We start from the raw sequence: 11,931 nt of genomic DNA on the forward strand, positions 1-11,931 counted from the left end.
ATATTAATCAGCAAAAGAATAACGTGGGGCAAGCGATATTTTATTACAGGCCGGTAGGTGTGCACTCTTTATGCAATAAATTGTAATTTTGTGCGAAATTCTTCTATGGCCAACTCAAATACTACTACTAGAGCCCAAGAATCTACTAACGCCATAGAGCGTTTGTATATAACCATGCGCCATCTTTTTAATAGAGGCTTTTATAAACCGACGGGGGTATCTGGCGAGTCATTGAAAAATGCCCTTTTACAGCTGCGACCTGAAATCTATGGCTCTATTGCCGAAGATAAGGCCGAACTGAGCGGTTTGACCTATGTTTTGGAAAGACTTCCTAAAGGTATAGAACAGTGCAGATTTATCAACCTAACCTCTGACGAGGGTTACGGACATTCGCATTTCGAACCTATCATTCCGCCAAAAAGAAGAAGAAACTGCTATCGCATCGATGATGAGCAAATGAATATTGAAATTACGCGTGGGCGATCTGATATTTACGATATTCTTACCCATTTGACCTTCCTATTTATCGAATCTGAAAAAATAAGCAAGAAGGTACTCATTGAAGAATCGAACAAAACAATTAGAGATTGGGCCAAGCTAGAAGAAGCTGTTAAGAAAGACGAGCTTACCCAGGCAGAAAGAGAGGTTGCCATCATACATGCCGCAAATATCTTGGGAAGATCATTCGTTGAAATAATGGCCGTTCACGAATACTTTGCCACCGAAGAAGAGCCAGAAAGATTTCTTGAAATCATATATTGGTTAGGAAAGCTGGCCATAGAGGAAGAAGTAACCGGAGAGAAGAGAGCCATAACCTTTAGCCTTTTGTTGCGAGAACGGTTGGGCCATCACATTCATGGCGAACGTTGGGCCAACACTATAAAGGAGAGCCTTTACAAAAACGGAATTATCAACCGACCCTTGCATATTATAAGTGCTAATATGCACAGTGTTATGAACTCATTGTTTGCCAAAAGGGCATTGTCAAAAGAGTTTCCCGAAGGAGAGTCACTGAAAATCTATGAGGCACTTAGTTCTTCGGCCAATGGAAAGTTGAGAAAAAAAGTGACCAATTTGGCCCAGAAAAACGGCATGATAGCCATAGACGATTTCTCGGGCACCAATATAGACATTCAAATATTCGATACGGCAAAGTTTACAGATGATGCTTGTTGTTATCAGTTGCCAAGTCATATCAAGCTAGAGGAAAAACCCGTTATATTTGTAATGGACTATGCCTTTGGAGAACAGGCTTACGAAACGATTGACGAGTTGTTAAAGCCCTTTTCGGAAGATGGTAAAGATTCTATTTATTTGAATGTATCTTCCATTTCAATAATGGGAAAAGCGGGAATTCTAGACGGAGGAAAAGGTGATCTAATGATTCCTTCTGCCCATATTTTTGAGGGAACTGCAGATAACTATCCCTTTCAAAATGAGCTATGTGCAGATGATTTCAAAGGTCACGGGTTAAAAGTATTTGAAGGCACTATGGTCACCGTTTTGGGAACATCGCTGCAAAATAAAGACATACTATCGTTCTTTCATGATTCAACTTGGAATGTGATTGGCCTGGAAATGGAAGGAGTTCATTACCAAAAGGCAATACAGTCGGCATCGAAAATACGAAAGAGCATTAGCGACGATATAAAAGTACGTTACGCCTATTACGCTAGTGATAACCCTTTGGTTACAGGAAGCACCCTAGCCTCTGGAGGCTTGGGCACTACGGGTGTAAAACCAACCTATTTGATAACAGATAAAATATTAGGGCAAATTTTTAATTCATAACCATATGGCGGATAATCAACCCACCAAAACGACCAATTCCGATGAGATAGATTTAGGCCAGTTGCTTAAAATGATAGGTAATGGGTTTAATCGAATAGGCGATGCTTTTCTGAGAACTTTTCTCTATTTGAAAAAGAATGTTATTAAGCTAGCTGCCCTTGTAGTTATCGGTCTTCTTATTAGCTATTTGCTCAGCTCTTTGGTGGATAAAAAACTAAAGACAGAGGTTATGATTATGCCTAATTTTGATAGCAAAGATTATGTCTACGATGTAATAGAAGAAATACAATCAAACATAAGGTCAAGAGATTCGAGTTTTTTTGAGAATTTTAGCATTGACGTTGCTGACTTAGAGGGTTTTGATTTAGAGATAGAACCTATCACTGATCCCGAAGACGCCAAAGAGGATGTAGAGCAAGACTTAATGTATCTCGAACTTTTACAAGGTTTCAAAGAAGAGAGTTTTGCCGTTGATATAATGAGAAGGGTTTTGACCAGAAAAAACATCGTGGCTCATAGAATAACTTTCACCTATGTAAATGCCCAGACAGGCACTGAATTGTCAAAGAAAATATTGAATTATATCAACACTAATGAATACTTTCAAGAGGTAAAGAATGCCTTTAGAGAAAATGCGAAAATGAGAATTGACCAAAACACGGTGCTTATAGGTCAGATAGACAACCTCATATCTGGATATTCGCAGACCATGTTACAAAATAAAAAAGAAAGCTCAGGGTCTATTTATTTAGAGAATGAAAGTGCATTGAATATAAGTTCATTGTTGACCTTAAAAAACAGGTTTGTAAAGGAGATAGAAGAGAAAAAGCTTGAGTTGTCAGAGCAGAAAGAAGTGTTGAGTATACTTAATATGGGTAAAACGCAACAGGTGCGTAAACCGTTATTTAACAACAACTTTGTATTAATACCACTAAGTCTGGTGGTTTTATTTTTCATTGTCTCGTTTTTGATATATCTAAACAAAAGGGCTAGCAGACTTGACGTGAAGAATAATTAAATGAAAACTCAAAAAATTCTTATTACAGGTGGCGCTGGTTTTATTGGGAGTAATTTTATACCGTATTTTCTTCAAAAAAACAAAAGTGTTGATATAATTAATCTAGATAAGCTCACCTACGCTGGAAACCTTCAAAATCTTCAAGAAGTTGAAAAATCTGACCGGTATGAATTTTATGAGGGAGATATTTGCGATGATATTTTATTAAACGAGATATTTATAGCCAATGATATTACCGGCATTATTCATTTCGCAGCGGAGTCGCATGTAGATAATTCGATTTCCGGCCCTAGCGCTTTTATCAAAACTAATATTAGAGGAACTTTTTCTTTACTGGAAGCTGCTCGAAAAAATTGGTTAAGTAAAGAGCAAACCCCCAATCCTTTTGTCTCTAGTCGTAGATTCTTGCATGTTTCTACCGATGAGGTTTTCGGTAGCCTTGGTCAAGATGGTTTTTTTACAGAAGAAAGCCCCTATAGACCTAATAGCCCTTATAGTGCTTCAAAAGCTTCATCTGATTTTTTGGTTAGAAGTTACCATCATACCTATGGTCTTAATACACTCATAAGTAATTGTTCGAATAATTATGGCCCCAAGCAGCATGGTGAAAAGTTGATTCCTACAATCATTCGTAAGGCCCTGAACAAAGAACCTATTCCGATTTATGGTGATGGAAAAAATGTAAGGGACTGGCTTTATGTTATGGATCATTGTGCCGCGCTGAGCTTGATTTATCAAAAAGGGCAGCCCGGTGAATCCTATGTTATTGGAGGAAACAATGAGTGCAGTAATATACATATTGCTAAAGAGGTATGTCAGATTTTAGATGAAGAGATGCCATTATCTATTGGTAGCTATTCGAACCTAATTACTTTTGTCAAAGACAGACCAGGTCACGATTTTAGGTATGCTATAGATGCCTCAAAAGTTGAAAATATTCTGGATTGGAAATCAGAGACAAATTTTTCTGAAGGTTTAAGAAAAACGATAAAATGGTATATTAATCGATTGGAGTTGTAGAAAACTATCTTCTCACCCAGTCAATTTAAAGATTAATAAAGGCATGAAAGGAATTATACTTGCAGGAGGAACAGGGTCAAGGTTGTTTCCGTTAACATTGGCCTTGAGCAAGCAGTTGATGCCTATTTATGATAAACCTATGATTTATTATCCCCTTGCAACACTTTTATCTGCGGGAATTAGGGAAATACTGATTATCACAACCCCAAAAGATTTAGAGCTTTTTAGACATTTGCTTAAAGACGGAAACCAATTAGGGTGTAGATTTTCGTATGCTGTGCAAGAATCTCCTAAAGGTCTTGCAGAAGCTTTTATTATTGGAAAAGACTTCATTGAGAACGATAAGGTTGCCCTTATATTAGGGGATAATATATTTTATGGCTCTGGATTATCCGATTTGTTGAAGCAGAATAATGATCCGCAAGGAGGTATAATCTATGCATATCACGTTCAAAACCCTGAAAGATATGGTGTAGTTGAGTTCGATGAGAAGGGAAAGGCGATTTCTATTGAGGAGAAACCTGAAAATCCGAAATCGAATTATGCCGTTCCGGGTATTTATTTTTATGATAATGAGGTTGTACACATTGCACAAGAAGTTAAGCCTAGCAAAAGGGGTGAACTGGAAATTACTGATATCAATAGAGAATATTTGAATATGGGCAAACTTCAGGTTTCAGTAATGGATAGAGGAACTGCGTGGTTAGATACGGGTACTTTTCAGTCACTAATGCAGGCATCACAGTTTGTGCAGGTGATTGAAGAACGTCAAGGTCAAAAAATTGGGGCTATAGAAGAAGTGGCTTTTGAAATGGGCTACATTGACAGGCGTCAGCTAGAAAAACTAGCCAAACCCCTTATGAACAGTGGTTATGGAGATTATTTGATGAGGTTAATTGAAGGATAGTGCAATGAAAATGATAGAAACAGGCCTGGCCGGATGTTTTCTCGTAGAACTTATCGATTTTGAAGATGAACGAGGTTGCTTTTTTGAGAGCTTTCACAAAAAGAAGTTTGTAGAAGCTACCGGTCTTGATATTGATTTTGTTCAAGACAACGTGTCCATTTCGAAAAAGGGTGTTCTTAGGGGCTTACATTATCAGAAGGGAGATGATTCTCAGGCGAAATTAGTTCAGGTTATTAAAGGAAAAGTACTTGACGTAATTCTGGATTTACGCAAAGAAAGCGAAACCTATGGAGAATACAGAAAATACCTTTTGTCAAGTACTAATAAAAGACAAATTTTTATACCGAAAGGTTTTGCTCACGGTTTTGTAACACTGAGCGAAGAGGCAATTTTTTGCTACAAATGCGATTCTTTTTATAATTCCCAATCGGAATCAGGTGTAAGATTTGATGATTCTCAATTAAACATAGATTGGGAATATTCACATGATGATTTGATAATTTCAGAAAAAGATAGGCAACTACCTTATTTAAAAGACTTATTTAAATGATTTCGGTTTTAGTTACTGGTGCTTCAGGCCAGCTAGGTGAATCAATTAGGGCGATTAAAGATTTGTATCCTACTCTAAAATTAGTTTTTAAAACCTCAAAAGAGCTCAACATCACTAAACCCCAAGAAATAAACCAAGTCTTTTGCAGTCAGACATTTGATTATTGTATCAATTGTGCAGCATACACCAATGTTGAGGAAGCAGAGAAAAACCAAGAGCTTGCGTATTTGGTTAACTCTACAGGGGTCAAATTTCTTTCTGAAACCTCTTTACGTTATAATACAGTTTTGATTCATGTTTCTACGGATTATGTGTTCGATGGGAAAAAGGAAACACCTTACACTATTTCTGATACAACCAACCCTATAAATGTGTATGGAGCTTCAAAATTAGAGGGAGAATTAGCCGTTCAAAACTTGTTAAAGCGATATTTCATAGTCAGAACCTCGTGGCTCTACTCTTTACATGGGAATAATTTTTACACAACTATTATAAAAAAAGCGCGAAGGGGAGAAACGCTTTCTATAACCAATTCCCAAAAAGGATCACCAACAAACGCGCACCATCTAGCTTCCTATATTTTGGATATGATTAAAGAGAAAAACAATGATTTTGGAATCAAACATTATACCGATGGTGAAATACATACTTGGTACACCTTTGCAATACAAATTTTAAAAGATAACTCTTTGCTCGATGAAGTAGAAATTCAAAAAGTGCAGAATTATCGTACTTTTGCTCGTAGACCGAAGTATAGTGTTCTAGAAACCCACCTCTAATTATACCCTAAATGCCAGATAAAGAATATTTTGCTCACGAAAGCGCAGTTGTTGATGTAGGCTGTATCATTGGAAAAGGAACAAAAATTTGGCATTTTTCCCATATTATGTCAGATTGTGAGCTAGGTGAAATATGCAATATTGGGCAGAACGTTGTGATATCTCCTAAAGTCAAACTTGGAAATAATGTTAAGGTTCAGAACAACGTGTCAATATACACAGGAGTGACTTGTGAAGACGATGTTTTTCTAGGTCCTTCAATGGTATTTACCAATGTTATAAATCCTCGCAGCGCAATTAATAGAAGAGGGGAGTATGCATCTACTATCGTAAAGAAAGGGGCTTCAATAGGTGCTAATGCTACCATTGTATGTGGTAACGATATAGGTGAATATGCCTTTATTGGGGCAGGCGCCGTTGTGACCAAAGATGTGCCAGCCTTTGCATTATTGGTTGGTAATCCCGCCAAACAAATTGGTTGGGTAGGTGAATACGGGCATCGTTTGGAATTTAATGAGAAAGGCATGGCACAATGCACTGAAAGTAAACAAGAATACCGATTGGTAGATAATCAGGTAACTCGAATAAAATAATGAATATAGATTTTGCAAACTTGACCAAAGCATATCAAGTGAGAGAAGAGGAATATCTCGCTGCCACCAAAGATGTGATGTCTTCTGCCCGCTATATTTTGGGAAAAGAAACAGAAGAACTAGAGAGTAGCTTGGCCCGATTTACAGGGTCAAAGTATGCACTTGGAGTATCTTCTGGCACAGATGCTCTATTGCTGGCGATGATGGCCTTAGGAATTCGAGGTGGAGATGAAATAATAACCACTCCTTTTACCTTCATAGCAACAGCTGAAACCATAGCTTGTTTGGGTGCAAAACCGGTTTTTGTCGATATAGATGAAGCGACCTTTAACATAGATGCCTCGCTGATTGAAAATGCGATAACGGAAAAAACCAAGGCGATTATGCCAGTTTCCCTATATGGTCAAATGGCCGATATGGATCAAATTAATACCATTGCTGCAAAACATAATCTTGCTGTGATTGAGGATGCTGCCCAAAGTTTCGGTGCGCTATATAAGGGTAAGAGAAGCTGTTCTTTATCGACTATTGGCTGTACTAGCTTTTTCCCTGCAAAGCCTTTAGGTTGTTTTGGTGATGGTGGAGCGGTTTTCACTAACGACAGCGAACTCCATGAAAAAATGAAGGCAATGCGTGTACATGGTCAAGTAAAGAGATACACCCATAAATATATCGGCATGGGGGGCAGACTTGACAACCTACAATCGGCTATTTTGAACGTAAAGTTGCGTTACTATGAAGAAGATATCTCAAGAAGAAAGCAAGTAGCAAATCATTATTCAGATCTATTGGCAGACGTGGTTCAAACCCCTCAGGTTATTGAGGATAGAAGTTCGGTTTGGGCGCAGTATACAGTTCGGGTACAAAAGCGGGATAGAGTTCAGGCTAAACTGAAAGAAAGCGGTATTCCAACCGCAGTACACTACCCAATACCTATGCATTTGCAAGAATGCTTTAATTATTTAGGATACAAAAAGGGAGATTTCCCAGTCAGTGAGAATTGTGCAGACGAGGTCATGAGCTTACCTATGAATCCGTATTTGACAATAGAAGAAATAGAGTATATAACTACCAACCTAAAAGAATTAGTTTAATGAAGAATTTCGCATTGATTGGGGCTGCGGGATATATTGCACCCAGGCACATGAAAGCTATTAAAGACACTGGAAATAATCTATTGACCGCTTTTGACAGAGGGGATAGTGTAGGAATAATCGACTCTTATTTCCCAAATGCAGATTTTTTCGTTGAGTTTGAGCGCTTTGACCGTCATATAGAGAAACTAAAGTATGAAAAAGAGACTTATTTGGATTATGTGAGTATCTGTTCGCCAAACTACCTTCATGACGCACATATTCGTTTTGCCCTTAGAAGTGGTGCTGACGCCATCTGTGAAAAGCCCTTGGTTCTGAACCCTTGGAATGTAGATAAACTAAAACACGTCGAAGAAAAAACAGGAAAGAATATTTTCTGCATTCTACAGCTGAGGGTGCACCCCAGTATTATTGCCCTAAGGGAAAAGGTTAAAAATGCATCCAAGGACACCAAATTCGAAGTGGATTTAACATATTTGACTTCTAGAGGTCATTGGTACCATACCTCTTGGAAAGGTGATAAATCTAAATCTGGAGGAATTGCTACCAATATTGGTGTGCATTTTTATGACATGCTTTCGTGGATTTTTGGAGATATTCAAGAAAATATTGTACACGTTCATGAAGATGATCGCGCCGCTGGATATTTAGAGTTTGAAAATGCTAGGGTAAAATGGTTCCTTTCTATAAATTCTAAATATTTGCCTAAAGAAATAAAAGAAAAAGGGCAAACCACCTTCCGCTCCATTACCATTAACGGAGAGGAATTGGAGTTCAGCGGGGGCTTCACCGATTTGCATACCATGGTGTACAAAGATATTTTGGCCGGAAAAGGGTACGGTGTTGATGCCGCCAGAACAGCCATTGAAATTGTACATGATATCAGGGCTGCAAAGCCTGTGGGCCTAAAAGGGGAGTATCATAGGTTTGCAGCCGATACTCAATTATAGTTTTTTATAAAGGAAGTTTATGAAAATAGTTACGGTTATTGGAGCAAGACCTCAGTTTATCAAAGCCTCATCTTTAAGTAGGGAAATAGGCAAAAGACAAGGTATAGATGAGGTTATTGTACACACAGGTCAGCATTTTGATAAGAATATGAGCCACATATTTTTTGAGGAAATGAAAATACCTGAACCTAGATACAACCTTAACATCAATAGTTTAAACCATGGAGCCATGACCGGCAGAATGTTGGAGGAGATAGAAAGTATAATGCTAAAGGAAACCCCAGATTGGTTAGTGGTGTATGGGGATACTAATTCTACAATATCAGGAGCTTTGGCAGCTAAGAAGCTACATATTAAAGTGGCTCATGTAGAGGCGGGTCTAAGGTCTTTTGATATGCGTATGCCGGAGGAAGTGAATAGGATTTTAACTGATCAAATCAGTGATATCCTTTTCTGCCCTACAGAGGTTGCGGTAAAAAACTTGGAGGCAGAAGGTTTTGGTGGCAAAAAAGTGAAAATCTCCCTTTCAGGGGATATCATGTTCGATAGTGCCTTGTATTACAGGCAGAAAATGAAACGGCCCGAGGGAATCGACCCTAACCAAACACCCATTTTGGTTACCATACATAGGCAGGAAAATACAGATGACCTACAGAGGCTCAAGAATATATTGGATGCTTTGAACGGCTTGGCAAAAGAAGGTGAAAAACTTATTTGGCCAATTCACCCTAGAACCAGGAAAATTATAGAAAAGCAGGGCTGGACTATAGACTTTGATTGTATAGCTCCCGTGGGTTACCTAGAAATGTTGTATTTATTGGAAAAATGTTCCATGGTAATTACGGATAGTGGAGGCCTGCAAAAGGAAGCCTATTTTTTTAATAAATACTGCCTTACACTAAGAGATAGCACCGAATGGGTTGAATTGGTGGAAAATGATGTGAACAGCCTTATAAATGTAACAGAGCCTCAGCTAAAAGAACGTTTAAGAGCATATTTGAATCAAAAAATTGATAATTCCAATTATTTATATGGAAAAGGACAATCTGCTGCTCATATTTTGGACGATTTGGTCAATTATTCTAAAGAATGAAGCAGAAATTTCTATATGAATGCCCCTGTTATGAGGTAACGTCTAAAAAAGATGTAGAGGATTTTTTATTGTCTAAACTGGAAAAGGAAGAAGGAGGCTATACGGCGGCAATAAATGCTTTAAAACTTGTTTCCTATCACGAAAATCCTGTTACTAAAAAAGTAATTGATAGGGCTGTACTTCAAACTCCAGATGGCTTTGGGGCTCAATTAGCATTTAAATTAAAACATGGCTCGAAGGTTATGAAATTGGACCTTCCTGGTTTAGCCATGGAACTTTGTCAAAAGCATAATTTGAGGCTATATTTTTTGGGAACGACCGAGGAGAACAACTCGGCAGCAGTAGAAAAAGCTCGTAAAATTTATCCAGGCTTGAATATTGTGGGGAATATGAGCGGGTTTTTTGATAGTCAGGATAAAGTTGAAAGCGAACTTCAAAGAACAATGCCACATATTGTAATGATTTCCATGGGCTCACCTCGCCAAGAAATTTTAAGTGAAAAATTACACTCTAAATTCCCGCAAATTATTTTTGTAGGTAGTGGAGGCAGAATGGATATTTTGGCAGGAAAACTTAAAAGAGCGCCTAAATGGATGCAGAACAATGGCTTGGAATGGTTATATAGATTCCTTCAAGAACCCAAAAGAATGTTTAAAGGCCAAGTGATTGGGGGGTTTAAGTTTTTTAAGCTATTACTAAGGGGATAAAGAATGATAGTTTATTTGAATATCTCTATTCTTTCTTTAAGTTTTGAGCTTCTTGCCTTCGGACATCTAATTCGAATAGACTAAAATAATCATTGTGATCATAAAAGATTATAAGAAGGCGCTAACCTCTCTTTCATGGCTTTGGATAGGCTCTTTACTTGGCAGTGGAAGTACCTTTTTGACTTTTATTCTTGTTGCAAGGGAAATTGGGCCCGAGGCCTTTGGAATATTCTCTTCAGCAATAGCCACAATAAACTTTTTCACGTTATTGGCGGGGTTTGGTGTTTCCCAAGCTTGGCTAAAAATTTATGGTAAAGAAGGATGGGGAGGGGTTGATTGGATGAGCTCGTCCTTCAAATTTGTGTTGTATTCCCTAGTTTTAATTACAATTTTTCTTTTGTTTTTGGCTAATTTACCCATTCAAGACGAGAACTCCTCTAAAATTATACAAATTCTTGTTATATATATATATGGGTTCATTTCAGTAGAGCTTGTTACATCAAAATTGCAGTTAGAAGAGTCTTTTAAAAGTCTTTCTGTTTGGAAACTATTTCCAAATTTACTAAGGTTAATTATCACTATTACATGTATTTATATCTTGCAATCTAAGTTTAATGTAGTATTGTTGGCTTGGATTTATGCATTCATAGGTTTAATATCTTTCTTTCTAGCCCTTCCCCATTTTAGGACTCTGATTTATGGAAAGCTACAACTAAAAGGACATGCTTCATTCAAGAGTTCAGAAACAAGAAAAATTTCTGTCCTTCAAGTATTTAATGAGTCTTGGCCGTTTGGGTTTGCAAATTTATTCGCTTTTGTTTATGTACAGAGCGACTTAATTATGGTCAAATATATGTCAGGAAACGTTGAGGCTGGTTACTACAATGTCGGATATGTAATTTTGACAGCAACCTTGGTTATTCCAACTATGTTGTTCGGCAAGTTTTTGCTCCCAAAATACCACCGTTGGTCAAATCACGATACCGAGAAGTTCAAAAATGTTTATAGAAAGAGCAATCAAATTATGATTGGAACAGGAATTCTTATCATGATTTTAATAGTTCTTTCTTCAAGGTGGGTGGTGCCTGGATTATTTGGGACTGAATATGTGGGTTCGGTTAAATTGGTGAAAATTTTATCACTAACTATACCTATTTCTTTTTTAATGTATAGTGTTGGTGCTACATTGGTTACGAACGAACATATGAAAATGAAGGTTTTTATGATGGGGGTAGTAGCTTTAATAAATGTAGTTCTTAACTTAATGCTCATACCTTATTATGGGGCTGTTGGGGCGGCTGCTTCAACAATTCTGAGTAATATTTTACTGTTATTGCTTTATCTTTGGGGTGCCAAGAATAGAGTGTTTAATAATCGTTTTTCAAGTGAATGAGGAGTATTTGGAATAATTTTTTAAGACAGAAGGTAA

The 11,931-nt window shown here is 37.5% G+C and carries 12 protein-coding genes; all 12 read left to right on the forward strand.

The window, feature by feature from the left end; all coding sequences use genetic code 11:
- Nucleotides 1–105: 105 nt before the first annotated feature.
- The 12 genes from D1013_RS01140 to D1013_RS01195 all read left to right on the forward strand — a co-directional run bounded on the left by D1013_RS01140 (nucleotide 106) and on the right by D1013_RS01195 (nucleotide 11,895).
- Nucleotides 106–1,791 (forward strand): DUF6909 family protein, encoded by a 1,686-nt coding sequence (locus D1013_RS01140; protein WP_121847133.1) that lies wholly within the window; start codon nucleotides 106–108, stop codon nucleotides 1,789–1,791.
- A gap of 4 nt (nucleotides 1,792–1,795) precedes the next feature.
- Nucleotides 1,796–2,809, forward strand: a complete 1,014-nt coding sequence (locus tag D1013_RS01145) for a hypothetical protein (protein WP_121847134.1) — start codon at nucleotides 1,796–1,798, stop codon at nucleotides 2,807–2,809.
- The gene (gene rfbB, locus D1013_RS01150; RefSeq protein WP_121847135.1) at nucleotides 2,810–3,829 is read left to right on the forward strand and encodes a dTDP-glucose 4,6-dehydratase; all 1,020 of its coding nucleotides are present in this window, start codon (nucleotides 2,810–2,812) and stop codon (nucleotides 3,827–3,829) included.
- Between the two features lie 43 nt (nucleotides 3,830–3,872).
- Complete coding sequence (gene rfbA / locus D1013_RS01155) at nucleotides 3,873–4,736, forward strand: glucose-1-phosphate thymidylyltransferase RfbA (RefSeq protein WP_121847136.1); 864 nt, start codon at nucleotides 3,873–3,875, stop codon at nucleotides 4,734–4,736.
- A gap of 4 nt (nucleotides 4,737–4,740) precedes the next feature.
- Nucleotides 4,741–5,286, forward strand: a complete 546-nt coding sequence (gene rfbC, locus D1013_RS01160; RefSeq protein ID WP_121847137.1) for a dTDP-4-dehydrorhamnose 3,5-epimerase — start codon at nucleotides 4,741–4,743, stop codon at nucleotides 5,284–5,286.
- A complete protein-coding gene (rfbD, locus tag D1013_RS01165) occupies nucleotides 5,283–6,065 on the forward strand; it encodes a dTDP-4-dehydrorhamnose reductase (protein WP_121847138.1) in 783 nt (260 codons plus the stop codon). The genes rfbC and rfbD overlap by 4 nt, the downstream gene beginning before the upstream one ends.
- Before the next feature lie 11 nt (nucleotides 6,066–6,076).
- Entirely contained in the window at nucleotides 6,077–6,658 is a 582-nt protein-coding gene (locus D1013_RS01170) for an acyltransferase (protein WP_121847139.1), read from the forward strand.
- Nucleotides 6,658–7,752: a DegT/DnrJ/EryC1/StrS family aminotransferase gene (locus tag D1013_RS01175; RefSeq protein WP_121847140.1), complete on the forward strand. Its 1,095-nt coding sequence runs from the start codon at nucleotides 6,658–6,660 to the stop codon at nucleotides 7,750–7,752. Before D1013_RS01170 ends, D1013_RS01175 begins: the two co-directional genes overlap by 1 nt.
- Nucleotides 7,752–8,702, forward strand: a complete 951-nt coding sequence (locus D1013_RS01180; protein WP_121847141.1) for a Gfo/Idh/MocA family protein — start codon at nucleotides 7,752–7,754, stop codon at nucleotides 8,700–8,702. The genes D1013_RS01175 and D1013_RS01180 overlap by 1 nt, the downstream gene beginning before the upstream one ends.
- Before the next feature lie 19 nt (nucleotides 8,703–8,721).
- Nucleotides 8,722–9,795 carry a non-hydrolyzing UDP-N-acetylglucosamine 2-epimerase gene (wecB, locus tag D1013_RS01185; protein WP_121847142.1) on the forward strand — a complete coding sequence of 358 codons (1,074 nt, stop codon included), beginning with the start codon at nucleotides 8,722–8,724 and terminating at the stop codon, nucleotides 9,793–9,795.
- A complete protein-coding gene (locus tag D1013_RS01190) occupies nucleotides 9,792–10,502 on the forward strand; it encodes a WecB/TagA/CpsF family glycosyltransferase (protein WP_121847143.1) in 711 nt (236 codons plus the stop codon). Before wecB ends, D1013_RS01190 begins: the two co-directional genes overlap by 4 nt.
- A gap of 94 nt (nucleotides 10,503–10,596) precedes the next feature.
- Entirely contained in the window at nucleotides 10,597–11,895 is a 1,299-nt protein-coding gene (locus tag D1013_RS01195; RefSeq protein ID WP_121847144.1) for a flippase, read from the forward strand.
- Nucleotides 11,896–11,931: the final 36 nt, after the last annotated feature.

This window comes from Euzebyella marina, assembly GCF_003687485.1.
Lineage (GTDB): Bacteria > Bacteroidota > Bacteroidia > Flavobacteriales > Flavobacteriaceae > Euzebyella > Euzebyella marina.

Coding starts and splice junctions, on each gene's coding strand:
- D1013_RS01140 (WP_121847133.1), top strand. CDS start 106: ATGGCCAACTCAAATACTACTACTAGAGCCCAAGAATCTACTAACGCC.
- D1013_RS01170 (WP_121847139.1), top strand. CDS start 6,077: ATGCCAGATAAAGAATATTTTGCTCACGAAAGCGCAGTTGTTGATGTA.
- rfbA (WP_121847136.1), top strand. CDS start 3,873: ATGAAAGGAATTATACTTGCAGGAGGAACAGGGTCAAGGTTGTTTCCG.
- D1013_RS01175 (WP_121847140.1), top strand. CDS start 6,658: ATGAATATAGATTTTGCAAACTTGACCAAAGCATATCAAGTGAGAGAA.
- rfbB (WP_121847135.1), top strand. CDS start 2,810: ATGAAAACTCAAAAAATTCTTATTACAGGTGGCGCTGGTTTTATTGGG.
- D1013_RS01190 (WP_121847143.1), top strand. CDS start 9,792: ATGAAGCAGAAATTTCTATATGAATGCCCCTGTTATGAGGTAACGTCT.
- D1013_RS01145 (WP_121847134.1), top strand. CDS start 1,796: ATGGCGGATAATCAACCCACCAAAACGACCAATTCCGATGAGATAGAT.
- wecB (WP_121847142.1), top strand. CDS start 8,722: ATGAAAATAGTTACGGTTATTGGAGCAAGACCTCAGTTTATCAAAGCC.
- rfbC (WP_121847137.1), top strand. CDS start 4,741: ATGAAAATGATAGAAACAGGCCTGGCCGGATGTTTTCTCGTAGAACTT.
- D1013_RS01180 (WP_121847141.1), top strand. CDS start 7,752: ATGAAGAATTTCGCATTGATTGGGGCTGCGGGATATATTGCACCCAGG.
- rfbD (WP_121847138.1), top strand. CDS start 5,283: ATGATTTCGGTTTTAGTTACTGGTGCTTCAGGCCAGCTAGGTGAATCA.